Origin of the sequence: Streptomyces sp. x-80 (genome assembly GCF_046549095.1) — a bacterium.
GTDB classification, from domain to species: domain Bacteria; phylum Actinomycetota; class Actinomycetes; order Streptomycetales; family Streptomycetaceae; genus Streptomyces; species Streptomyces celluloflavus.
Genome location: NZ_JAJPWM010000012.1, coordinates 117300 through 141047 on the forward strand (window position 1 = coordinate 117300; position 23748 = coordinate 141047).

The 23748-nt window shown below is 72.7% G+C and carries 17 protein-coding genes; 6 read left to right on the top strand and 11 right to left on the bottom strand.

Annotated elements, in window-relative coordinates:
• Positions 1–411: 411 nt before the first annotated feature.
• Entirely contained in the window at positions 412–1113 is a 702-nt protein-coding gene (locus ACLJWH_RS24475) for a TetR/AcrR family transcriptional regulator (protein ID WP_411144010.1), read from the bottom strand.
• 189 nt (positions 1114–1302) lie between these two features.
• On the opposite strand from ACLJWH_RS24475, the gene ACLJWH_RS24480 reads away from it, so the two are divergent.
• The 3 genes from ACLJWH_RS24480 (at position 1303) to ACLJWH_RS24490 (ending at position 4625) form a co-directional block, all read left to right on the top strand.
• On the top strand, positions 1303–2928 hold the full coding sequence (locus ACLJWH_RS24480; RefSeq protein WP_411144011.1) for a CocE/NonD family hydrolase: 1626 nt from the start codon (positions 1303–1305) through the stop codon (positions 2926–2928).
• Positions 2929–3033: 105 nt separating this feature from the next.
• Positions 3034–3324: a hypothetical protein gene (locus tag ACLJWH_RS24485; protein WP_411143881.1), complete on the top strand. Its 291-nt coding sequence runs from the start codon at positions 3034–3036 to the stop codon at positions 3322–3324.
• A 248-nt stretch (positions 3325–3572) separates the two neighbouring features.
• Positions 3573–4625: a serine/threonine dehydratase gene (locus tag ACLJWH_RS24490; RefSeq protein ID WP_411143882.1), complete on the top strand. Its 1053-nt coding sequence runs from the start codon at positions 3573–3575 to the stop codon at positions 4623–4625.
• 576 nt (positions 4626–5201) lie between these two features.
• Here ACLJWH_RS24490 and ACLJWH_RS24495 read toward each other — a convergent pair.
• A complete protein-coding gene (locus ACLJWH_RS24495; protein ID WP_411143883.1) occupies positions 5202–5708 on the bottom strand; it encodes an SRPBCC family protein in 507 nt (168 codons plus the stop codon).
• The gene (locus tag ACLJWH_RS24500) at positions 5696–6592 is read right to left on the bottom strand and encodes an RNA polymerase sigma-70 factor (RefSeq protein ID WP_411143884.1); all 897 of its coding nucleotides are present in this window, start codon (positions 6590–6592) and stop codon (positions 5696–5698) included. Before ACLJWH_RS24500 ends, ACLJWH_RS24495 begins: the two co-directional genes overlap by 13 nt.
• Positions 6593–7161: 569 nt before the next feature.
• On the opposite strand from ACLJWH_RS24500, the gene ACLJWH_RS24505 reads away from it, so the two are divergent.
• Positions 7162–8235, top strand: coding sequence for a DUF2637 domain-containing protein (locus tag ACLJWH_RS24505; RefSeq protein ID WP_411143885.1), 1074 nt, complete (start codon positions 7162–7164; stop codon positions 8233–8235).
• 61 nt (positions 8236–8296) lie between these two features.
• Here ACLJWH_RS24505 and ACLJWH_RS24510 read toward each other — a convergent pair whose 3' ends face one another.
• From ACLJWH_RS24510 to ACLJWH_RS24525, 4 genes are all read right to left on the bottom strand, one after another.
• Positions 8297–8674, bottom strand: a complete 378-nt coding sequence (locus tag ACLJWH_RS24510) for an ATP-binding protein (protein WP_411144013.1) — start codon at positions 8672–8674, stop codon at positions 8297–8299.
• A 386-nt stretch (positions 8675–9060) separates the two neighbouring features.
• Positions 9061–10803, bottom strand: coding sequence for a pyruvate dehydrogenase (locus ACLJWH_RS24515; RefSeq protein ID WP_411143886.1), 1743 nt, complete (start codon positions 10801–10803; stop codon positions 9061–9063).
• 278 nt (positions 10804–11081) lie between these two features.
• The gene (locus tag ACLJWH_RS24520) at positions 11082–12794 is read right to left on the bottom strand and encodes a protein phosphatase 2C domain-containing protein (RefSeq protein ID WP_411143887.1); all 1713 of its coding nucleotides are present in this window, start codon (positions 12792–12794) and stop codon (positions 11082–11084) included.
• Between the two features lie 102 nt (positions 12795–12896).
• A complete protein-coding gene (locus ACLJWH_RS24525; protein ID WP_411143888.1) occupies positions 12897–16391 on the bottom strand; it encodes a S8 family serine peptidase in 3495 nt (1164 codons plus the stop codon).
• 235 nt (positions 16392–16626) lie between these two features.
• On the opposite strand from ACLJWH_RS24525, the gene ACLJWH_RS24530 reads away from it, so the two are divergent.
• Both ACLJWH_RS24530 and ACLJWH_RS24535 read left to right on the top strand, forming a co-directional pair.
• Positions 16627–17649: a helix-turn-helix domain-containing protein gene (locus tag ACLJWH_RS24530; RefSeq protein WP_411143889.1), complete on the top strand. Its 1023-nt coding sequence runs from the start codon at positions 16627–16629 to the stop codon at positions 17647–17649.
• Positions 17650–17906: 257 nt separating this feature from the next.
• A complete protein-coding gene (locus tag ACLJWH_RS24535) occupies positions 17907–18389 on the top strand; it encodes a DUF456 domain-containing protein (protein WP_411143890.1) in 483 nt (160 codons plus the stop codon).
• A gap of 305 nt (positions 18390–18694) precedes the next feature.
• Here ACLJWH_RS24535 and rsgA read toward each other — a convergent pair whose 3' ends face one another.
• From rsgA to ACLJWH_RS24555, 4 genes are all read right to left on the bottom strand, one after another.
• On the bottom strand, positions 18695–19849 hold the full coding sequence (rsgA, locus tag ACLJWH_RS24540) for a ribosome small subunit-dependent GTPase A (RefSeq protein WP_411144014.1): 1155 nt from the start codon (positions 19847–19849) through the stop codon (positions 18695–18697).
• A gap of 409 nt (positions 19850–20258) precedes the next feature.
• Positions 20259–21011, bottom strand: coding sequence for a Clp protease N-terminal domain-containing protein (locus ACLJWH_RS24545; protein WP_411143891.1), 753 nt, complete (start codon positions 21009–21011; stop codon positions 20259–20261).
• 443 nt (positions 21012–21454) lie between these two features.
• Positions 21455–21781: a histone-like nucleoid-structuring protein Lsr2 gene (locus ACLJWH_RS24550; protein WP_411143892.1), complete on the bottom strand. Its 327-nt coding sequence runs from the start codon at positions 21779–21781 to the stop codon at positions 21455–21457.
• Between the two features lie 367 nt (positions 21782–22148).
• A complete protein-coding gene (locus tag ACLJWH_RS24555; RefSeq protein WP_411143893.1) occupies positions 22149–23477 on the bottom strand; it encodes a streptophobe family protein in 1329 nt (442 codons plus the stop codon).
• Between the last annotated feature and the right edge of the window lie 271 nt (positions 23478–23748).

The window sequence follows — 23748 nt, forward strand, 5'->3', positions numbered from 1 at the left end:
GCCCGGGTGGGAACAGACCGGGACCCGGTGTTGCCATCAGAAGTCCACAACGCGATTGCCTTGGTTCACAAGGTGGTTGTCTTCTTCACCCGGGCAGATTCGCTGACTTTCGCGAGTTCGCATCCGATGCGATTGGCGGCGGTTGGAGTCCCGGAACGGAAATCGGCGGTAGCGGAGCGATCCTGATTCCGGTTCTGATTCCGGTTCCGGTCTGGTTCCGGTTCCGGTTCTGGTTGGTGGCGGCCCGACACGCTCGATCGACCGTACGAGGCCATCGCCGGGATCCGATTCGGGGCGGGCAGGCTCCGTCGCCGGAAATCCTTCATCTGCGCAAATCCGGAATCTACCGCGACACGGCCCGGCGGCGGTCCGGTCGTCCTGCCGATCACACAGCGACCTGCCGGCCGAGGGTCACACTCCTGCCATGAGCCCGTTGATCATGCGGTCCAGGAGACGGTCGAAAACGGCTTGGGGGCCGGGGTCCTTGCTCGTCGACGTCAGGGTTTGAGCGAATTTGGGGTATCTGCCGCTGGCGGCGACGGCCTGGAGGTAGCGGGCCTGCGCATCGTGGAGTTCGCCGGAGGTGCGGTCGGCGGCCCCGGTCGCCTGTTCCTGGGCGAGTTCGTACGAGACGTGGCTGGCCACGAAACCGGTGAGCAGGCTGAAGGTCTCCGCCCGCGCCTGGACATCCAGGCCGGCGGATTCGAGTACGGCGAGCGCGTATTCCAGGACAGCGAGCGTGTGGGGGCCGAGCGTCTGCTGTGCGGACAGCGCCGCGGGCAGCCATGGGTGGCGCCGCATGATCGCGCGTTGCTCGTGGGCGAGTTGCCGTAGGTCGGCGCGCCAGTCACCGGAGGGTTCGGGCGGGAGCCGGTGGTCGCCGCTCACCTGGTCGATCATGAGCTCCAGCAGCGTCTCCTTGTTGGGGACGTAGCTGTAGAGGGACATCGTTCCGGCCCCGATCCGGGACGCGATGGCGCGCATCGTCACGGCGGCGAGCCCTTCGGCGTCGGCGATGGCCACTGCCTCGGCGGTGATCGCGGCGCGGCTGTGCACCGGCGGCCGCCCCCGTCGCGGGCGTTCGGCCGACGACCAGAGCAGCTCCGGATCCACACCGGCCCTGCGGCCGGATGAGCCTGTACGGGCCACGGCGCCCCTCCCCTCTCCTGTCGTCCATCCAACCATCCACTATTCTCGTACAACGTACGAGAAGTACGACGGATCCCGCCCAGGAATCGAGGCACCGTGACGACTGCGACGCCCAACTCGTCCGCGAAGAAGCCGCCCCTGCACGCCCGGGTCATGAGGCGCTCCCTGCGGGGCATGCCTCCGAAGCGCCACGACATCGCCTACGAACCGGACCTCGTCGTACCCGCCGCCGACGGCAGCGCACTGCTGACCGACCACTACTTCCCCCTGGCCGACGGAGACTTCCCCACGCTCCTGGTCCGCTCGCCGTACGGCCGGGGCTTCCCCTGGGCGCCGATGTACGGCGTGCTCCTGGCCGAGCAGGGCTTCCACGTCGTCCTTCAGAGCTGCCGCGGGACCGGTGGATCCGGCGGCGAGTTCGACCTGTGGCACAACGAGGCCGCCGACGGCCAGGCCACCGTCGCCTGGCTGCGCCGGCAGTCCTGGTTCTCCGGCACGCTGGGGACGGTCGGCCCCAGCTACCTCGGATACACCCAGTGGGCGCTCGCGCTCGACCCGCCTCCGGAGCTGCGCGCGATGGTGGTCCAGGTCGGCCTCCACGACCCGCACGGCTTCTTCCACCCCGCGGGCGCCTTCTCCTTCGAGAACGCCCTGGCCGTCGCCCTGGGCATGACGCATCAGCACCGAGGAGTCCCGCGCCTTCTGCGGGCCACCCTGCGGCTGCTACGCCACCTCCGGAAGATCACACGGAGCCTTCCCCTCGGGGAGGCGTACCTGCCCGGCCTGAACGGACGGGTGCCGTTCCTGGACGAGGCGATGGCCCACCCCGAGGCGGACGACGCGCACTGGCAAGGGGCGGACGTCGGAGCCGCGGCCGAACGCCTGTCCGTGCCGACGAGCCTGATCACCGGCTGGCACGACGTGTACCTCGACCAGACCTTGCAGCAGTACGACAGGCTGCGGCGCGCCGACTGCGACACCGCCCTGCTCGTGGGCCCCTGGACCCACAACTCCGCACTTCAGCAAGGCTGGCCCGAGGTCTTCGCCGAAAGCCTCGGCTGGCTGCGGGCCCATCTGTGCGACGACCCCTCCGGCCTGCGGACGACGAGGGTGCGGGTCCACCTGGGCGGCCGGCAGACCTGGCACGACCTCCCCGACTGGCCCCCGCCCCGCACCGGCCGGCGCTGGTACCTCGACAGCGACGGCACACTGAGCCCCCATGCCACCGAGGACACCTCGGCGCCGATGTCCTTCCGCTACGACCCCGCTGATCCGACTCCCTCGATCGGCGGGCCCCTGCTGTCCCACAAGGCCGGGTGCCGGGACAACACCGCCTTGGAAGCGAGGGACGACGTGCTGACCTTCACCACCGCCCCGCTCACCGCGCCGGTCCACGTCCTCGGGCCGGTCAGCGCGGAACTACAGGTCGGCGTGGACACCGGCCACGCCGACGTCTTCGCCCGGCTCTGCGATGTCGACGCTCAAGGCCGCTCGACGAACATCTGCGACGGGGTGCGACGGCTGCGACCCGCCGAAGCCACCCCGGCCGCCGTCACGGTGGCGATGAGTTCCACCGCCCACCACTTCCCCGCCGGACACCGGATCCGCCTCCAGATCAGCGGCGGCGCCCACCCACGCTTCGCCCGCAACACCGGCACCGGCGAACCCCTGGCGACGGCCACCCGACTCATACCGGCCGAAGTCTCGCTCCACCACCCGTCCGCGCTCGTTCTCCCCGTCGCCGGCACGGAGCCCGCAGACCGGGACGCCCCCCACTGACGGGACCACGGGCGATCATCCGACGGGATCACGGGCGATCATCGCGATCACCCCGGAGTCATCTGCCGGAACAACCAACCGGCCGGCGGCCGGGGCGATTCGGGCGTGACGGCACACCCTTCCCTGACGGCCCTCCTCCCGCACGGGCGGCGGGCCGTCCCCGTCGCGGCCACCGCACAGGAACTCACCCGGGCAACGCCTGGTGTGCGGCCGTTGCCCCCGGCCGCCACCGACGGCCGGGCGGTCGTCGGCGATATCCTGCACGAGATCGACGCCGGGGCCTTGGTCCACCACGACAGCCGCAACCGCGAGTTCCCCACCGGCCTGTTCGTCCAGGAGACCGTCGCCCGGCTCGCGTGCAACGTCCGGGGTCCGTCCTGGCCACCGGCGGGGTGACCGCTGTGCGGCGCCACCGCTGGGAGCCGGCCGGGCGAGATGCACCGCGAGGCGTACGGCCACCGGCCCGAGGCCGTCGCAGACTGCCGGCGGGTGAGTCGGACGCCCGAGCGCGGCGACGCGTCGCTGGTCGACCCGGCCGGCGTCGGACCCGGACGGACACCGGATCGCGTTCACGGTCCTTCCGGCACCCACCACCACCGGCCGGTCATCGCCCGGCCGTGACCGACTCATGCAGGAGCAACGAAGTGCACCAGCTCACCTACGGCGACATCGAGGCCGCCACCGAGCGGGTCTCGGGGCACATCCGCCCGGTCACCCTCGTCCCGGTCGACCCGGGCACGGTCCCCACGTACCGCGACCCCCTGGACGGCCGGGAACCCGAGCCCTGTGAGGTGTGGCTGGCGCTCGAATACATGCAGCACACCGGCTCCTTCAAGGCTCGCGGCGCGCAGAACTTCATCCAGGCCCACCGCGACGCCGGCACCCTCCCCGACGCCGGGGTGACCATCGCCTCCGGCGGCAACGCCGGCCTCGCCTGCGCCTGGGCCGCCCAGCAGCAGGGCAGCACCGCCACCGTGTTCCTCCCCACGACCGCCCCGGCGGTGAAGGTGGCCAAGCTCCGCGGCTACGGCGCCGATGTGCGCCTGGTCGGCGCGGAGTACGCCGAAGCCCTCGCGGCCTGCGCGGACTTCGCCGCGGAGTCCGGCGCGCTCGCCTCGCACGCCTACGACCATCCGCTCATCGCGGCCGGGGCCGGCACCCTGCTGGAGGAGATCCACCGGCAGATCCCCGGCCTGGACACCGTGGTGGTCGCGGTCGGCGGCGGTGGTCTGTTCACCGGAGTGGCCACCGCCGCCCGGCACCACGGCATCCGCACCGTCGCGGTCGAGCCGGAGAACTGCCGCGCGCTCAACGCCGCCATCGAGGCGGGCCACCTGGTCGACGTGGCCGTCGACTCCATCGCGGCGGACTCGCTCGGCGCCCGCCGCACCTCGCAGATGGCCCTGCACGCCGCCCAGCAGGACGGGGTGCACTCGGTGCTCGTGACGGACACCGAGATCGTCCGCGCCCGCCAGGCGCTGTGGGACCACCGCAAGGTGGTCGTGGAACACGGCACCGCCGCCGCCCTCGCCGCGCTCACCTCGCCGGCCGGCCAGGTCCCCGACCGGGACCTGCCGCCCCGCCCGGCCGCACCGAGCCACGGCTACCGGCCCGGAGACGGCGAGAAGGTCGCCGTGGTCCTCTGCGGCGCCAACACCGACCCCGGTGACCTGGTCCACCGGCCCGGCGAGCACTGACCGGGCAGCCCGGACGGCGCGGCGACTGTGTGCCGGTGTGCCGGTCGAGGCGGTACCAGAGCAGCACACGGGGGTGCCGGGTTCGTGGTGGGCCGGTACCGGGAGTCACGGTGGTCGTGCCAGGTGAAGCCTGAGCTTGCGCCCTCGCCCGTACGCCCCTGGTAACCGTGCGGAGGGACCAGCGGCCGGGAACGACGTCGGGCCGAGAACAGTGTCCGAGCCGGTGGCAGACCACGCCTGCCGCTGTCCGCCACCGCCCGCCACCGTCCGTCACCGAGACGCGGCCGCCGGGGCTCCCGGCCGGATGACCGGCGGCCACGCCGGGGCCCGGCCCACCTCGGCCGCCGCGTCGTCCCGTTCGATCGCGCGGTGGGCCGGGCCCCGGCAGGACCGGCCACCGCGCCGCAACAGCTTCCCCACCCCCGCCCACCGAGGACGCGACGCAGACGAGGACGCGGACGTGGACGCGGACGCGGCCGAGACAGGGACTGTCGACCTACGACCGACGCTGAGTACGAGCTGAACGGCCGGTCACGCCGGGAGTGGTCAGGAAGGGGCAGGAAGGGTCGGCGTTGGCTATTGGGGCTCGGCCCCGTTCGCCGGGGCGTGCCCGGTCGTCATGCCCGGCTTCGGCCTGGCGCGTTGGGTCAGCACGGTGTTGGCCGTGTCGAGGATGTTGCGGAAGGTACGGGTGATGATCGGCCGCGCGACGTGCCGGGTGAGGAAGGGGCCGAGCAACGGGACGGGGATCTCGGCCCGGGTGGTCCAGCACACCTGGGTGCCGCCGTCGACCTCGGTGAACGTCATCCGGCCGAGTTCATGCCGGGACGGCGGCAGGCTGCGTTCGACGACGTACTCGGTGGCGTACGGCGGGTCGTACCGGGTGATCCGTTCCCGGAACCAGCCGATCAGCCAGAGGTGGCTGCGGATGGCCCCGACGCCGTAGGGCGCGGCCTCGCCGTGCCGGGTCAGCCGGCAGCGCAGGATCAGGGGCGAGTTCGTGTAGTTGGTGGTCGTGGTGAGCCAGGCGAAGACCTCCTGGATCGGTGCGGCGATGACGCGTTCAACAGTCATGGTTTCCACGGCTGATGACCTCCTCTGTCGAGTGGGAGCACCGTCTCGGCGCGGTGCAGCTTGTCCGGGTTGCGAACGCCGTAGAGGCCGGTGATCCGTCCGTCGTGGATCTCGAACGCGACCAGCCAGTCGAGTTCGCCGTCGGTGACGAACCGTGCCGCGGGCATACCGTTGTACGTGGCGTGCTCGACGCGGGTCGCCGCGGTGGTGTTCCGGACCACCCCGAGGACGAACCGGGCGACGTCGTCGCGGCCGTTGATCGGGCGGCGGGCGGCGACAACCTTCCCGCCACCGTCGGAGAACTGGACGACATCGGGCGCCAGCAGATCCATCAGCTCCTGGACCTCACCGGTCGCCACCGCGAGCAGGAACCGCTGGACGATCGCCCGGCCGGTATCGGAGTCGGGCTCGAAACGCCGCCGCCGCGCGTGCACGTGCCGGCGTGCGCGGTGGGCGATCTGCCGGACGGTGACCTCGGTCTTGCCGACCGAGGCGGCGATCTCGCCGTGGGTGTAGCCGAACACGTCGTGCAGCACGAACACCGCGCGCTCGGTGGGGTTCAGCGTCTCCAGGACGAGCATCATGGCCATCGACACCGACTCGGCCAGGATCGCGTCCTCACTCACGTCGGGCGCGGTGCGGATCGGCTCGGGCAGCCACGTACCGACGTACTCCTCGCGCCGCGCTTTGACCGCGCGCAAGTGGTTGAGGGCCTGCCGGGTCACCGTGCGGACCAGGTAGGCGCGCGGGTGCTCGACCGTGGCCGGATCGACCGTGCGCCACCGCAGGTAGCTCTCTTGCAGCACGTCCTCGGCGTCGGTGGCGCTGCCCAGCATCTCGTAGGCGATGGTGAACAGCAGCGGACGGTGCTCGGTGAAGGCGTCCTCAGCCACAGCCTGCCCCCATCACGAGCATGCGTTGGTACCTCGGCATCACACTCGGCTCCTCTCCTCGGACGCCCATCGAGACACCCCGCACCGGCAAACCGTGACAGCCCGCCGCTGTGATTCACTTCACAACGCCCGGGATCTGCGGAAACGCTCAGGAACCGCGGGATCGAGTGGAGGCGAGCGGGGGCGAGCGGAACCGCCCACGGCCACGACCGGACGGAGACGACCGGCGTGGGTGGGATCGGCATCAGGTCTCCTGAAAGGTGACTCCCGGTGGCCGGACACGGGAGGTTCGGTCGCCTTCGACGGGACTGCCCGGCGGCACGGTGTGCGGCCGCTGTTCGCGGGCGCCGGCGGCCCGGTGGCGTGCCGCGCCCATCCATGCCACCCGTCTGAGTGGTCATCTTCGAACTCAACACCGCACGCGAATACGGGAGTTCGACATCCAGGTGGTGAAATCGCGTTCACCGGCACCCCTTGGCGTTCTCTTGTTCCGAGTTCCCCGGTGACGGTGGCGGCTTCCGCCAGGATGGCGCGCGACAGTGCGTATCGCGAGGCAAGGAAGCTCCAGAATGAGAATGACGGATATATCGCTGGATTGGCTGGTTCCGGCAGTCCTGCTGCTCGCCGGCGTCCTGGCGGCCGCGGCGCTGGTCCTGCGCGGCAGGCGCGCGGCCGCCCGGTCCACCGGCGATGACTCCTGGGAGCGCAGCGAGGAACGGCGCCGCCGCAAGGAGGCCCTGTTCGCCTCGGCCTCGTATCTGCTGCTGTTCTGCTGTGCGGCGGTCGCCGCCGCGCTGTCCTTCCACGGCCTGGTCGGCTTCGGCGTGCAGAACCTCAACCTCACGGGAGGCTGGGAGTACTTGGTGCCCTTCGGGCTCGACGGTGCGGCGATGTTCTGCTCCGTGCTCGCCGTGCGCGAGGCCAGCCACGGTGACGCGGCGCTCGGTTCGCGCATGCTGGTGTGGACGTTCGCGGGCGCGGCGGCCTGGTTCAACTGGGTGCACGCGCCCCGCGGTATGGACCACGCGGGTGCGCCGCAGTTCTTCGCCGGGATGTCGCTGTCGGCCGCGGTGCTCTTCGACCGGGCGCTGAAGCAGACCCGCCGGGCGGCGCTGCGCGAGCAGGGCCTGGTGCCCCGCCCGCTGCCGCAGATCCGGATCGTGCGCTGGCTGCGCGCTCCCCGGGAGACCTTCGCGGCCTGGTCGCTGATGCTGCTGGAGGGTGTGCGGACGCTGGACGAGGCCGTCGAGGAGGTCCGGGAGGACCGCCGTGAGAAGGAGCGGAACCGGCACCGCAGGCGTGAGCAGGGCAAGTTCGACCGGGCCCGGATCAAGGCCATCAACCGGCAGCACCGCTCCTGGGGCCTCGGCCGGAGCGGGCGGCGGCTGGCCGTGCCGCAGGGCTCCGCGGCCGCCGCGGAAATGGCCGGCCCGGACCCCGTCATAACCGGCGATCCGGAACCGCTGCCCTCGGGAGAGCCGCCGGTGCGCTCCCGCCCGGCCCTGAAAGCGGTGTCGGACGCCGAGCGCACCGCCCCCCGCCGGGCGGCCGTGGACCTCACTGCCGAGGACGACACCCAGACCATCCCCCGACTGGACTCACTGGAGGAAAAACTGGCCGAGATCGAACGGCATTTCGGCTGACCGGCGGCGGATCGCACTGGCGCCCCCGACGCTCCGCCAGGCCGGTCCGCCGCCCAGCCCGTCAGCCCGAGCCGCCGCCCAGCTCGAACCAGACGCATTTGCCGGCCGCGTGGGTCCGCACCCCCCAGGCGTCCGCGAGCGAGCGCACCAGCATCAGCCCTCTGCCGGAGGTGCCGTCGGCGCCCGGCGCGCGCGGTTCGGGGCGCCGGGGTGCGAAGTCCCGTACCTCCACCCGCAGCCGGTCGGCGACCGTGGCGGTGACGACCGCGCCGCCCTTCGTGTGGACCAGGGCGTTGGTGACCAACTCGCTGGTGAGCAGCGCCGCGACCTCTATGAGGCCGTCGTCCGCCGACGGTGGCCAGCGGCTCAGCAGCTGCCGTAACTCGGCACGCACCTCGGCCACCGCAGCGAGGTCCGCGGGCCGTACCTTCCGCTCCAGCAGCCGCGGCGCCCGCGCGACGGCCGCTCCGCCCCCGTCCCCCTCGGCCGCATCCCCCCGGCCGTCCCGCTTCTGCTGCCGCACAGGCTGACGCATCTCTCCCCCGCCCCCCAACGAACCGTAGGCCCGCTCCCTCGAACAGCCTCACGGTCAGCATGCCCATCCGATCAGGCGCCATGCTTGGGCCCGCGGCGGCCGCGCGGCGACCGGCGCACCGGCGGGGCGTACGTGTCGCGGACGCACGGCGCCCGGAAGCGCCGCGCTCGGGCGCGTACGGTCCGGGCGTGCGATGCGGGAGGCGCTCCCTCTCGCGTGTTCACCTCCGCCGCGGGCCCGTACGCCACGTCCACGGGATGTGGGGCAGGTGCCGCACCACATCCGCCGTGTCACATCCGTGGGATGTTCCGCAGGTTGGAGCGGGCCATCTGGAGCATCCGGCCGACGCCGCCGTCCAGCACGATCTTGCCGGCCGACAGTGCGAAGCCGGACACCATCTCCGCGCTGATCTTCGGGGGGATGGACAGGGCGTTGGGGTCGGTGACGATGTCGACCAGTGCGGGGCCCTTGTGCCTGAAGGCGTCGTGCAGCGCGCCGCGCAGCTGGCGGGGCTTCTCCACCCGTACGCCGTGCGCGCCGGCCGCGCGGGCGATGGCCGCGAAGTCCGGGTTGCGGTTGGTGGTGCCGTACGAGGGCAGTCCGGCGACCAGCATCTCCAACTCGACCATGCCCAGGGAGGAGTTGTTGAAGAGCACCACCTTCACCGGCAGGTCGTACTGGACCAGGGTGAGGAAGTCGCCCATCAGCATGGTGAATCCGCCGTCGCCCGACATGGAGACGACCTGCCGGCCGCGGTCGATGAACTGGGCGCCGATCGCCTGCGGCAGCGCGTTCGCCATCGAACCGTGGCTGAACGAACCGATCACCCGGCGGCGGCCGTTGGGGGTGAGGTAGCGGGCGGCCCAGACGTTGCACATGCCCGTGTCGACCGTGAAGACCGCGTCGTCGGCGGCCTCCTCGTCGAGGACGGAAGCGACGTACTCGGGGTGGATCGGGACGTGTTTCTCGACCTTGCGGGTGTAGGCGCTGACGACGCCTTCCAGCGCGTCGGCGTGCTTCTTCAGCATCCGGTCCAGGAACCTGCGGTCGTTCTTGACCTGCACCCTGGGCGTCAGACAGCGCAGTGTCTCGCGGACGTCGCCCCATACGGCGAGGTCGAGTTTGGAGCGGCGTCCGAGGTGTTCGGGCCGGACATCGACCTGGACGATCTTGACGTCGTCGGGCAGGAACGCGTTGTACGGGAAGTCCGTGCCGAGCATGATCAGCAGATCGCACCCGTGGGTGGCCTCGTACGCCGCGCCGTATCCGAGCAGCCCGCTCATGCCGACGTCGTACGGGTTGTCGTACTGGATCCATTCCTTGCCGCGCAGCGCGTGCCCGACCGGGGACTTCACGCGCTCGGCGAACTCCATCACCTCGGCGTGCGCGCCAGCCGTCCCGCTGCCGCAGAACAGCGTGATCTTGTCGGCCTCGTCGATCATCCGGGCCAGCCGGTCGATCTCGGCGTCACCGGGGCGCACCGACGGGCGCGCGGTGACCAGGGCGTGCTCGATGGCACGATCGGGTGCCTGCTCGGCGGCGATATCGCCGGGCAGCGAGACGACCGAGACGCCGCTCTGCCCGATGGCGTGCTGGATCGCCGTCTGGAGTACCCGCGGCATCTGCCGGGGACTGGAGATCAGCTCGCTGTAATGGCTGCATTCGGCGAACAGCCGGTCGGGGTGGGTCTCCTGGAAATAGCTGGTGCCGATTTCGCTGGAGGGGATGTGTGAGGCGAGGGCGAGTACCGGGGCCATGGAGCGGTGGGCGTCGTACAGGCCGTTGATGAGGTGCAGGTTGCCGGGGCCACAGGAGCCGGCGCAGGCGGCGAGCTTGCCGGTGAGCTGGGCCTCCGCCCCGGCGGCGAAGGCCGCGACCTCTTCGTGCCGGACCTGGATCCAGTCGATCGCGGAGTTCCGGCGGATGGCGTCCACCACCGGGTTGAGGCTGTCGCCGACGACGCCGTAGAGCCGTTGCACCCCGGCGCGCACCAGGATGTCCACGAACTGCTCGGCCACGGTCTGCTTCGCCATGTCGCTTTCGCTCCTCTGACGGGGATCGATGGGGCGCGTGGGCCGGCGGCCCATGGGCGGGCGGACTCACCGGCCGGTGGCCCGTGGACCGGTGGGCCGTGGTCCGACGGCCGTTGCTCCCTCCCATGAACCCACGTGCGGCGCCGGTCCGCCTCCGCTGTCCCGGGCCGCGCGGCCCCTTCCCGGTTGCTCTCCGTCCGTCTCCGTCCGGTCGGCTTCCGCTCCGGTGGCCTTCGCTCCGCTTCGGGTCCGGTCCGGCGGCCGTACCCCCGGTGGTGCTACGTCTCCCAGACCGCCACGGCCGTGCGGTCCCGCGCATGCCCCTTGACCCGCAGGTGCGCGGCGGCGAGGAAGGCGACCAGGCCGGGCGGCTCGGCGCCGGACCACTGGGCGGCCAGCCGGTCCGCGAACTCGGGCTCCTCGGTCAGCGGCTCGGCCAGCCCGGCGCTGCACAGCAGCAGGACGTCGCCCGGACGGGTGGACAGGGCCCGGAAGAGGAACGGTGCCGGCTGCGCTCCGTCCTCGGACGGATCCGGGGCCTGCGGCCGGTCGGGGACGGAGTGGCCCGGGGCCAGGGCGGGAGCGGGTACGGCAAGGCCCGGGGCGGGAGGGGAAGCGGCCGGGCCGGGGGTGGTGAGCTCCGGGAGGGAGGCGTGCCGGGGGGCGGTGGGCGGGCCGTCGGGCCCGTTCCCGGACGGTCCCGCGCCGTGGCCGGGGTCCGGTGCGGTGCGCGGGCCGTCGTCCGTCGCGGCGCGCGGCGCACCGCCCGGTCCGGTGACCGGCTCGTGGCCCGGCCCGGTGACCGCGTCACGGCCCGGCGGGGTGGGCTCCAGGTCCTGCCAGGCGCCGTCGCGCAGCCGGCGGAGGCCGCCCTCGCCGACGCCGAAGAACACCCGGGTGCGGCACTCCGGGTCGGCGGGCAGCAGCAGACAGCGCAGCGCGGCCGTGTACTCCTCCGGTTCGGCACCCAGTTCCGTCGCCCGGCCGCGGAGTCTGCCGTAGGTGCGGGCGGTGAGCCGTTGCAGTCCGGCTCTGAGGGCGCCGCGATTGTCCGTACGGATGTCCTCCGCCAGTCGGGTGTGGCCGCGGCCGACCGCACCGCCGATCCAGGCGCAGGCGTCGCGGGCGGCGAGGTGGGCACGCTCTCCGGCGGGCGCGCCGGTCGCGAGGACGGCCAGGATGAGGGTGTGCCGGCCGGTGCCGAAGCGGGCGGTGAGGAGGGCGTCCCGGCGCGGTTCGCCCCGGTAGCGCGCGGAGTCGCCGCGCAGCGAGGCCGCCCGGAGCGTCAGCGACCCGTACCGGGCGCCCTCCAGTGCGGTATCGGGCACCAGCTCGTCGAGGGCGGCGGGGTCGGCGGCGGGCAGGGCGACCGGCTCGGGGTCGTACGTGGGCGGCCGGTCCCCGACGAAGTCGACGGCAAGGGGTGCGCAGGGCGGGGAGGCAGACGTGGCAGGCGGGGACGGAGGTGAGGAGGACTGGGAAGGCAGGGAGGGCTGAGAGGGGGGTGGGGCGGACGGGAGCGGCGTCGGGCGCGGGTGCGGTGCGGGGCCCGTGGCCCGGAGCGGGATCCCGGCCGAGGACGGGGACGGTACGGGCTCGGGCTCGGACGGTACGGGCCCGGCGGACGGCGGAGCGGTCGGCCCGGCAGACGGCGGCAGCAGCTCCACCGGAGACGCCTCCGGAACCGCCGTCACCGGCCCCGCGGCCTCCGACGGCGCCGCTCTCCCCTCCCCCGGCCCCGCCGCCTCCTCCCGCCGCACCACGGTCGCCGGACCCACCGCCCGCAGTACCGACTCGACCCGGTCGTCGAGCGTGTCCGACGCATCGGCCGGGCCCGCGTCCCGCGCCCCACCGTGCCCCGTACCGGCTTCCCCCGCGCCGCCGCCGGCACGTCTCCCGGCGGCGCCTCCGTCGCGACTGCCGTCGCCGTCGCCGTACAACTGCCGCCACCAGTCGTCCTCGTGGCCGCGTCGTGCCCCCTGCTGGTTCATGGGCGGTATCTTCCATGGCCGGGCGCGCCGGAAACAGGGTGCGGACCCGGGACGCCGGCGGGCGGCCACCCACGAAGGGGGCCGCCCGGCGGAGTTCAGAGGTCAGCGCACGTCATAGGCGCGGACCACGGTCTGGCTGACCGAATTCCCCTTCGTATCGGTCAGTTCGGACTTCAGTGTGACCTGCTCACCGGCGGCTCCGGCGTGGTCGACGGTCGCCGTCCACGTCCCGCCCTCGTGCACCGTCCTGGCGGCCCGCCAGGTCTTCCCGCCGTCGTACGAATAGGACAGCGCCGCCTTGGTGATGGCCCCGGGCGTGTACCCGGCGTGGCCGGATACGGCGAGGGTGATGCGCTGGCCGTCCTTGGCGGGGACGGTGTTCATCCCGTCCACCGGTACCCCGTAGTCGGGGAAGAGGACCGGCAGGCCGCGGGAGTACACATCCGGCTCCAGGTGGGAGCGGAAGGTCCAGGTCGTCGAAGTCGACGCGGAGCGCAGCCAGTTGCGGTCGGCGGAAGGGATCTTCTCCGTGTCGCGCTGGAGTTGGTACGTCGCCTCGTCCGCCGGGACGTCGAACGCCCCGGACGGGTACGCGCTCTCGCCGATCTGCTCCCCGTCGCGGCGCAGCCGGAGGCTGCCGATATCACCGAACGAGCCACCCGGGGACCAGTGTTCGCCCGAGCTGTCGTTCCAGAAGCCGGCGCTGAAGCCGATCTGGTTGCCCTGCCGCTCGGCGACCAGTTGCGGAGTGCCGTCCTCGTTCTGCGGGGCGGTGGGCCGCAGTACGCCGCGGTACCACTCCTCGGTGCGCCGCTCGCCCGCCCGGTAGCTGCGGTTGCGGTCGGTCAGCAGCGCCGCGAACGGCATGGTGGTGAGGGCCGAATGCTGCCAGACGACGCCGCCGGGCGTGTAGTACTCGGTGCGGACGCCGGGCGCGTGGACCGCGTCGAAGGAGCCGACGTCCACATAGTCCTGCGGATTCCAGGACGGCCGGATGGCGAGCAGGTCCAGGTAGTCGGCCTCCTTGCCGACGGCGTGCCAGTCGGCGCGGACGGCGGCCAGGCCCTTGTCGCGCACCCGGTAGGAGCGGTCGGCGCCGACCGGGCCGGCTTCGGGGAAGGCCAGGTTGTAGACGTACGGACCGGAGCCGGCGCCGGACGCGGGACCCGTGCCGTACGCGCGCCAGTTGCTGCTGAACTGGTAGCCGCCGTCGTGCGCCCGGCCCTCGACCGAGGCGTAGATCTGTGCCCCGGGGGTCGCGGTCGTCGCCGTACCCGCCATCAGCCAGGTGTCGTCCCACCAGCGGCCGTAGGTGAGTACGGTGCGCCGCACCTCGGCGTCCCGGTCGGTGCGGACGGTCAGGCGGTGTGCCCGGCGGGCGTCCAGGAGGAGGGTGGTGTCCTTGGTCAGGCGGAATTCGGGGTGCCCGAGATAGCTCAGCGAGTCGTCGCCGGTCGCGACGAACCCGCTGATGAGGTAGGCGCCGGGGCGGACGTGGAAGAGCTGTTCCCTGGCGCCGTCGTTGACCCGGCGCTCCCCGGTGGCGGTGTCGGTGGACACCACGTCGAGGGAGGAACTCCCGGTGGCCGGGGCGCCGGTCCGGTCGGTCATCTTGATCTTCAGGGTGACGGTCTGCGGTTCGACGTAGAGGGAGAACGGCACGGACACCCGCACGCCGCCCGCGCCGGTGCCCAGCACCCGCCCGGTGATGTCGCCGTACTGCCCCTTCGCCAGGTGCGCGTCGGGGGCGAGGGCCAGCGGTACCCGGACGGTGCCCCCGGCCGGTACGGTCACCGTGCGCTTGCCGAGCCGTGCGATCGGCGAGGTCACGGCGGTGCCGTCGTCGCCGCGCACCCCGCTGACCGTGAGGGTCAGCCGCACCTCGTGGGCGGTGGTGTTGATGTAGGGGACGTCGACGCTCGTGCGGTCCGCGGGGCTCTGCGGCCAGCTGAAGTCGCCGCCCTGGACGGCGGGGGCGGCCAGTACCTGCTGGTGGACGGCGGCTGCCACGTCGAGCCGGCCGGCCCCGGTCTCGTCGGCGCCGCCGAAGGCGCCCGCGGCCGCGGTGCCCGCCCCGGTCTGCGCGGAGGCCACCAGCGCGGACTTGACCTGCTGGGCCGTCCAGTCGGGGTGTGCCTGGCGCACGACGGCCGCGGCACCGGCGACATGCGGTGCGGCCATCGACGTACCGGACATCGCGCGGTAGGCGTAGACGCCGCGGCCCCCGGCGGACGCGGCGGAGATCCCGACGCCCGGGGCTGCGATCTCCGGCTTGAGGGTGTGGGTGGTGGGCACCGGGCCGCGGCTGGAGAACCGCGCGGTGCTCTCGTCGCGGTCCACCGCTCCGACGGTCAGCACTCCGGGCGCGCAACCGGGCGAGGAGACGGACGACTTGGCCGGTCCGGCGTTGCCCGCGGCGACGACGAACAGGGTCCTGGTGTTCTTGGACAGTTCCTCGGCCGCCAGCCCCAGCGGGTCCGTGCAGTCCGTGGCCTCGGGCGTGCCGAGGCTCATCGACACCACGTCGGCCCGCTGCTCGACGGCCCACTGCATACCGGCGATGATCCACGACGTGGCCCCGGAGCCGCTGTCGTCGAGGACCTTCCCGATCAGCAGCCCGGTGCCCGGTGCGACGCCCTTCTTCTTACCGCCGCTGGCGGCGCCGCTGCCGCCGACGGTCGAGGCGGTGTGCGTGCCGTGCCCCTGGACGTCCTCGACGCCCGCCGCGTCGGTGAAGTTCTTCGTACCGGCGATCCGGCCCTGGAGGTCCGGGTGTCCGGTGTCGGCGCCGGTGTCCAGGACGGCGACCTCGGTGCCCTTGCCGTCGAAGCCCGCGGCCCACGCCTGCACCGCGTTCACCTGTTTCGTCGACCGGTCCAGTGTCGCCTGCACCTTCCGGTCCAGCCACAGCTTCTTCGGTGCGGCGGCGGCGCGGGACCGGCCGCCGCCGACGTCCTGCCAGAAGTCCCGCGCCTGTTTCTTGTCCGCGGCGAGCGCGACCCCGTCGATGGCGCCGAGGACCGCGCCGCGCCGGGCGCCGCGCGGGGTGACCGGTACGGAACGGGCGACGTCCACCGAGGAGTCGTACGTGGCGATCAGCGGCAGCGTGGCGCTGTGCGCGTCGTCGTAGCCCTGCCGGATCAGCCCGGAGACGTTGAACAGTTCCTCGTCCACCCGTCCGCGGGCCAGCGCACCGGCCGCCGTGTCCGGGTACACGTACAGGTCCTTGCCCAACTGCCGGGTCTGGACGCCGGGTTGGCTGCCGTCCGCCCGCGGCAGCACGGCCGCCGTACTGCGCCCCGCGGCGTCGGTGAGCACCTGCACCCGGTCGCCGGTGACGAGGGTGACCGTCGCGCTCGTCCCGCGCTGGCCGGCCGCCGCCGCGGCGGCGCTGCCCACGATCGGCCGCGCCCCCGGCTCGCCCGCGGAAACCGCGGGCCCCGCGGCCCCCGCCGCCGGCTGCGCCTGGGACGGTACGGCGAGGGCGACGCCCAGCACGGCGGCGAGGGCGGCGCCGAGCCCGGTACGCGCCGTACGTACCGGTCGCGCCGTACGTATCCGGCGGGCCGACGGGCGGGGCGGCTCCGCGCCCGGCACGGCCCTCGTATCCGCCGCCCCTCTCCTGCCGATACGAGGTCTTCGCACCCTTCGTGCACTGCTGCTGTCCGAGCCGGAACGCATCACACACCCCATCTCCACCTGTGCCAACTGGTGCCGCGGTGCCGACACCTTGGCAGAGCACCGGGTGGTGCGGGGATGATGCCGATGGCGGGTTCACGCCGTGGCCCCTTCCCGCCACGGCTCACGGTCCGGCGGCCGGAGGAGAGACGAGATGCTCGGTGCCATAGGTCTGGACGAGGCGCAGGAGGCGGCCTATCGGACGCTGGTCGGCCTGGGCGCCGCCGAAGTCCCTTATCTGGCCAATCAGTTGACGCTGCCCGAGGACGACACCGTACGCGCCCTGCGTCACCTGGAGCGGCAGGGGCTGGCCGCCCGGTCCTCCACCCGGCCCGGCCGCTGGGTCGCCGCCCCGCCCGCGGTCGCGCTCGGCGCGCTGCTCACCCAGCAGCGGCACGAACTCGACCGGGCGGAGATGGCGGCGGCGGTGCTGGCCGAGGAGTTCCGGGGCCGGGCCGCCGAGCCCGCCGTCCACGATCTGGTCGAGGTGGTGACCGGCACCGGCGCCGTCGCGCACCGGTTCCGTCAGCTCCAGCTCGGCGCTGCGGAGGAGGTGTGCGCCCTGGTGACGACCACACCCGCCGCGGTGACCAACGCCGAGAACGAGGCCGAGGACCGGGCCGCCGAGCGCGGTGTCGACTACCGCGTGGTGATCGAGCGGGGGGTGCTGGCCACGCCCGGCGCACTGCTCGGGCTGTCCGAGGCGCTGAGCCGCCGGGAGCGGGTCCGGGTGGTCGACGAGGTGCCCACGAAGCTGGTGATCGCGGACCGGACGCTCGCGCTGGTGCCGCTGAGCGCGCGCGGCGCGGCGGCCACGGAGCCGGCGGCGCTGGTGGTGCACGACAGCGGACTGCTGGAATCCCTGCGGGCCCTGTTCGAGGCCGTCTGGCGGCAGGCCGTACCGCTCCGGCTGGCGGCCGACGGCACCGCGCACGAAACGCGCACGGGCGACCCGGACGGCGCCGACCTCGAAGTGCTCTCGCTGCTGCTGGCGGGCCTGACGGACGCGAGCGTCGCCAAGCAGCTCGGCCTGGGCCTGCGCACCGTCCAGCGCCGGGTCAGCCATCTGATGGCACTGGCCGGTGTGACCACCCGCCTCCAGCTGGGCTGGCGCGCCTACGAACGGGGGTGGGTGGCGCGCGAGGGGCGGGAGAGACACGACGGACAGGGCGGATAGGCGGCCGTGGCCCGGCGGCCCCCGGGCCTGTGGGGCGGAGGAGAGCCGCGCCGGGAAGCGCGTCCGCCCCGCGTCCGGCAGGCTTGGGCCATGAGAGAGCGCGGCGTACGAGTCACCCGCCGGGCCGGGCTGCGCCGGACGCCTCCCCCGTCCGGGCCCGCGGCCGGCCCGTCGGGCGGACCTGCCGTGGGGCTCGTGCCCGAGGGCGGCGGGCGCGCACCCACCGGGCGGAGTGCGGGGCGGAGTGAGGCCGGCGCATGAACGGGTGGCAGCTGGTCGCGGTCGGCCTCGTCATGCTGCTCGGTCTGTTCGGGGTGCTGATTCCCGGCATCCCGGGTCCGCTGATCGTCTGGGCGGGCGTGCTGTGGTGGGCCACGGCCGGCCGGTCCTCGCTCGCCTGGCAGATCCTGATCGGCGCCACCCTCGTCCTGCTGCTCAACCAGGCCCTGAAATGGCTGCTGCCGGCCCGCGACCTCCGCGCGGCCGGTACCCCGTACCGCACTCTGTTCATGGCCGGGGCCGCCGGCATCGTGGGCTTCTTCGTGATCCCGGTCATCGGCTGCCTCCTGGGCGGCGTCGGCGGGCTCTACCTCCTGGAACGGGTCCGGCTGGGCAGCCACGGCGACGCCTGGGCCGCCACCCGCAGGGTGATGCGCGCCATCGGCCTGAGCGTGCTGGTCGAACAGTTCGCCTGCCTGCTGGTAGTCGGCGCCTGGGCCGGGGCCGTCCTCGCCGGCTGAGCCGGTGCGTCGGGGGACCATGGGGCGTCGAGGGACCACGGGGCGTCGCTGGGTCGGGGGCGTCGTCGGGTCGGGGCCGGGGTCAGGGCCGGGGCCGGGGCCGGGGCCGAGGTCAAGGCCGGGGCCGAGGTCAAGGCCAGGGTCAGGGCCGGGGCCAGCGTCGGGGTCAGGGCCGGGGCCGAGGTCAGGGCCGAGGTCAGGGCCGAGGTCGGGGAAGCCCACCCTGGGTGGCGTCGGCCCCGCGCCGGGCTTCACGATCGGCTGCCGCCGCCGCACCCGGCGCACAGCCCGGTGCGGCGGCGTCCTCACCCCCGCGGTCCCCGCTTCCGCTCCATCATGTGCCGCCCCAGCGCCTGCTGCTGCTTCCAGCCCCGCCGGAGCTCCGCGCGCATCCGCGCGTCCGTCTTCGCGGCGATGCGCCGGTTCTCCCGCAGCAGCTTCCGGTAACTGGTGAGCCGCCGCTCGGGCAACTCCCCGTTGTCGATGGCCTCCTGGACCGCGCAGCCGGGCTCCGCCTCGTGGGCACAGTCGTGAAAGCGGCACTCCCCGGCCAGCGTCTCGACGTCCGAGAACGTGCGGGTGAGCCCGGACTCCGCGTCCCACATCCCGACGCCCCGCAGACCGGGCGTGTCGATCAGCCCGCCGCCCCAGGGCAGCGGCAGCAGATTCCGCGTCGTCGTCGTGTGCCGCCCCTTGCCGTCCCGGTCCCGGGCGGCCCGCACACCCTGCACCTGCTCGCCCAGCAGGGCGTTGGCCAGCGTCGACTTCCCCGCGCCGGACTGCCCCAGCAGCACGGACGTACCCCCGGCGAGCACCGCGGCCAGCACTTCCAGCCCGTCCCCCGTTTCCGCGCTGACCGCCAGTACCTGCACACCGGGGGCCGCGCTCTCCACATCCGCGACCAGATACGCCAGCGTGTCCGGATCGCCGACCAGATCCGCCTTGGTCAGCACCACCAACGGCTGCGCGCCGCCCGCCACGGCGGGTGCCGCCCCGTGCAGCAGCGCACCGCCATCGGAACTGGACATGGCGAGCGCGAGGAACCGCTCGATGCGCCCGGGGTCGAGTTCGACCGCGAGCGACACACAGATGACGATCTGGTCGATATTGGTGGCCAGCACCTGGCCCTCGGAACGCTGCGACGACGTCGAGCGTACGAACGCGGTACGGCGCGGCAGCAGCGTCCGCACGTACCGCGGATCACCGGCCGCGTCGACGGCGACCCAGTCCCCGGTGCACACGATCCGCATCGGGTCGCGCGGTACGACGAACTCGGTGTCGGCCCGCACGGTGCCGCCCGCGGTGACGACATCGCACTGGCCGCGATCGACCCGCACCACCCGGCCGGGCAGCAGCCCCTGCTCGGCATACGGAGCGAACTCGGCGGCCCAGCCGTCGTCCCAGCCGTATGCGACGAGGGCGTGCGGGACTTCGGTGGTGAGCTGAGCCTCGGAAGCGATCAGGGCTTCGGAAGCGTAAGGCGCGGTCGGCGCGGAAGACGCGGACGCGGAAACCTCGGAGGACTTCGAGAACGCCGAAGCCGTGTTGCGCGAAGCGTGAATCAAGGGGAACCCTTCGAAGGGTGGCCCCGGCAGCGCGCTGAGCGCGCGGAAGTGGTGTGGGTGTCAGCCGGAGGCCACAGAGGTGAAAGCGATGAACTTCTGCATGCGGGCCGCGCCCGTCGCCATGACCGTCATCAATGCCCCCACCTCCCGCTCTTCTCCGCGGAGAACCACGTACCTCGACGTGCTTCTTCGCACCGCTGCCTGCGTACCTGCACACCCGAGAGCGACACATCGACACATCGATATATGTCGCGGCTCGGAACGGGGGAACCGTAGCCCCCGCTCCGAACCGGACGCCAGCGAATTACGACTGCTCCCGCCCCTGTTCCTGGGCACTGAGGAAGGGCGCCAGGACGCTGGTGACGTGGGCTTCGACGGCCGCCTTGCCGAGACCGAGGCCGGCGAGCACGCCCGTGCCGTTCTCCAGTTCCAGCAGCGCGAGCAGGATGTGTTCCGTCCCGATGTAGTTGTGGCCCATCCGCAGGGCCTCCCGGAAGGTGAGTTCCAGTGCCTTGCGCGCCTGCGCGTCGTACGGGACGAGTTCGGGCACCTCACCGGCCGCCGGCGGCAGCGCCGCGGTGGCGGCCTGCCGGACAGCTTCCAGCGGCACACCCTGCGTGATGATCGCCTTCGCGGCGAGCCCCTCCGGCTCGCGCAGAAGCCCGAGCACCAGGTGGACGGGACCGATCTCACCGTTGCTCGCCGTCCGCGCTTCGTTCTGGGCCGCCACGACGACATTCCTGGCCCGCGGGGTGAACCGGCTGAACCCCTGGTTGGGATCGAGGTCCGACGGCTCGCCCGGATTCTTCGGGACGAAGCGCTTCTGCGCCGCCTGCTTGCTCACCCCCATACTCCGGCCGATGTCCGTCCAGGACGCGCCCGAACGTCGTGCCTGGTCGACGAAGTGGCCGATCAGGTGGTCGGCGATGTCGCCGAGGTGATCCGCGGCCAGGACCGCGTCGGAAAGCTGTTCGAGAGCGTCGGAATGAACCTTCTTGATGGCCTCGATCAGGTCGTCGAGACGGATCGAGTTCGTCACGTGCACCGGTTTCTCCATGCGTCAACCATAGGTTGACGATCGAGAGTCGTCAACCCACGGTTGACGATCTGCCGGCCGCGCCGACACCCGCCTCCGGCCACCGGGCCCGGACCGCCCGCCGCCTCCCCCGCCGCATTTCACTCGCCCCAAAAACCACGCCTTTCGATCACATCACCCCCATATCGGCTCACAAATATTCTCACCGACCGCAATGGTGAAAGTTACGCACCTAACTCAGGGGTCGCACGAAGCCCGTCGGCCCCCACCCTCTTTCCCTCCCCGCCCCACCCCCCTCTCGCCATCCCACTGTCCCCCTGTCCCGCTATCTCACGATCCGCTATCCCATGGTCCGCAATCCCGCCGTCCGTCGCCCCATCGCGTAGCTCACCTCCCCCCGCATTACCACCCCCGCAAACAAAAAGAAGCCCCTCGGAAGCCGAGGGGCTCTCACCGTTCGATTCTTACTTGTTGGCCTTCTCGTAGGCTTCCCGTACAGGGGCCGGAACGCGGCCGCGGTCGTTGACCTCGTATCCGTTCGCCTTCGCCCAGGCCCTGATAGCAGCGGTGTCTCCGCCGCCGGACGCGGCCTTGGACACCTTCCGGGCCTTCCCGGTCTTACGCCCCACCTTGATGAAGGGCCCAACGGCCTCCAGCAGCTGGTCGTAGCTGTCCGGGCCCAAGTCGATCTCATATGTCACACCGTCGAGGGAGAGGGTGTGAGTTGCGGCCTCCGAGGACTCTTCGCCCGTGAGGTCGTCTGTGTAGATGGTGATTACCTTCTGTGCCATACGGTGATTGTACGGCCGATTGGAGGCTTCACAACACCAAAGAACCCTCCTGCGGAAACCGGGGCACGGCATGCGAAAGTATGCCGACGGCAGTCTCCGGGCTCCGCCTCATTCGAGGGGGGGGAACGACTTCTCCACCCGGTTATTGATACAACGCGACCGCGGAAATCCTTCGCCGTACAGGAGGAATCCCGGGACATCCGGGCCCGGCACCCGCCCGCGAAGAAAACAACTCGGCGCTTCGGCTCCTCGGCTCGGGTACGGCGCCCCTGGCCGTCGGCTCCCGCCCACCTCGACAGCGCGGCGCGCGCACCAAGGCGTACCAAGCATCGCTGCCGACCGGTGTGGCCGGCATAAACAGGAACGTTCACCGCCCCGCGCCCCGTACGCCGCGGGGTGGCCGGGCCCCACCGGGTTGCCGTACGCCCCGGGCCGGCAGGCCGCCGAGGAGTCCGGCGGCCAGCCCGCAGACGGCACCCGCACCGGCCAGCCGGAGGAGTTCCGGTCGCAGGACGAACTCTCCGCCCAGGCCGCTGAGGTTCCCGACGCCGATCAGGGCGAGCCCGTAGTGCGCGGAGATCCGGGTGAGCAGTCCGACGACGAGCAGGGTGAGCGCCAGGGACGCGGCCATGGCGAGGGCGTGCCGCCAGAGCGGTGCGGGGGCCGGGCGGCGGACCGCCGCGGCGTACGAGGCGGCGAGCAGGACCACGACCGCCACGGCCGCCAGCAGCCAGGCCCGGCCGTCGTACGCGGTGAGCGCGCCGAGGTCGAGGGTCCGGTCCCCGTCGCGGGTCCGCAGCACCTGGTCGAGCACATGGGGAAGGGGCAGCCCGGGGGCTCCGGTGAGATGGCCGTACCAGGCGCCGCCGGTGCCGGTGCCCAGCGCGATCCAGGCCAGGTTCGGCAGCCCGAGGAGCATCGTGCCGGCGGTCTCGGCCGGCTGCCCCCGGGTGGCGAGCACGACCACGCCGACCACCACGCCGATCGCCACATAGACGAGCAGCACCAGCACCATCGCGTAGGCATACGGCCGGACCGAGCGCTGGACCCGGCGCGGCCCGGCGGCGAGCGGCACCCGGCGCGAGACGAGACAGGCGAGCGCGAGCACGGCCAGCACCCAGAGCAGGCCGGTGCCGAGTGTGGCGGGCAGTTCGGCGCGGAAGGCGACGGTGGGTGTCGCGCCGAGCGCCGCGCCGAGTTCGTCGGCGAGGCCGCTGCCGACGGAGACGCGGAAGCTGTGGCGGGCCGCGAGGGCGAGGAGCAGCAGAAGCACCAGCCAGCACACGGCCGTTCCGGCGGCGCGGGCGAGCAGTCCGCGGCCGGTGGCGGCCGTCCGCCGCCGCAGCGGCAGCAGGAAGACGGCGGCGGTCACCAGGGCTCCGGCCAGCGTCACCGACAGGGGTACGGCGTCGACGGTGGCCGCCGCCCGTGCGAGGTCACCGGCGCTGCCCGAGACCGCGACCGAGCCGCCGGCCGCGATGACGACGACGGCCGCGACCACCCGGAGGAACGCCCCGCCGGGCAGGTCCCCGGCGCCCGCCGCCCACAGACCGAGGGCGGCGACCACGGCCATGGCGATGATGCCCGCCGCGGCCGCGCCGAGGGCTTCGGCGGTGTTCCGGACGACCGCCGCGACACCGCCCGGACGTGCCGGGTTCCGGGGGCCGGTGGGTACGGGGCCTCGCATCTGACTCACGCTGACTCCTGCGGGCAGAGGACCGAGTCGGGGAAATCGGTGCAATTCGCCAGCTATGCCCGTTCTGTTGTGCTCGGCACCGCGGGCGCGGACACTTCAGCCCGCTCAGCGCATTACCGGCCACCAGGGGCGGGGACGAGACAGAGTCCGAGACCGAATCGTGTCATAAGTGTCCAGTTTGCCGGACAACCAAATAAGCGGATGAAGCCTCTGTATATGTGGGGGGCGCGATACGGCCTTGGCGGTTCACGCAGCCGCGGGCCGGGGCCCC

Coding starts and splice junctions, on each gene's coding strand:
- ACLJWH_RS24545 (WP_411143891.1), bottom strand. CDS start 21,011: ATGGAGAAACCGGTGCACGTGACGAACTCGATCCGTCTCGACGACCTG.
- ACLJWH_RS24550 (WP_411143892.1), bottom strand. CDS start 21,781: ATGGCACAGAAGGTAATCACCATCTACACAGACGACCTCACGGGCGAA.
- ACLJWH_RS24515 (WP_411143886.1), bottom strand. CDS start 10,803: ATGGCGAAGCAGACCGTGGCCGAGCAGTTCGTGGACATCCTGGTGCGC.
- ACLJWH_RS24530 (WP_411143889.1), top strand. CDS start 16,627: ATGCTCGGTGCCATAGGTCTGGACGAGGCGCAGGAGGCGGCCTATCGG.
- ACLJWH_RS24535 (WP_411143890.1), top strand. CDS start 17,907: ATGAACGGGTGGCAGCTGGTCGCGGTCGGCCTCGTCATGCTGCTCGGT.
- ACLJWH_RS24520 (WP_411143887.1), bottom strand. CDS start 12,794: ATGAACCAGCAGGGGGCACGACGCGGCCACGAGGACGACTGGTGGCGG.
- ACLJWH_RS24480 (WP_411144011.1), top strand. CDS start 1,303: ATGAGGCGCTCCCTGCGGGGCATGCCTCCGAAGCGCCACGACATCGCC.
- ACLJWH_RS24505 (WP_411143885.1), top strand. CDS start 7,162: ATGAGAATGACGGATATATCGCTGGATTGGCTGGTTCCGGCAGTCCTG.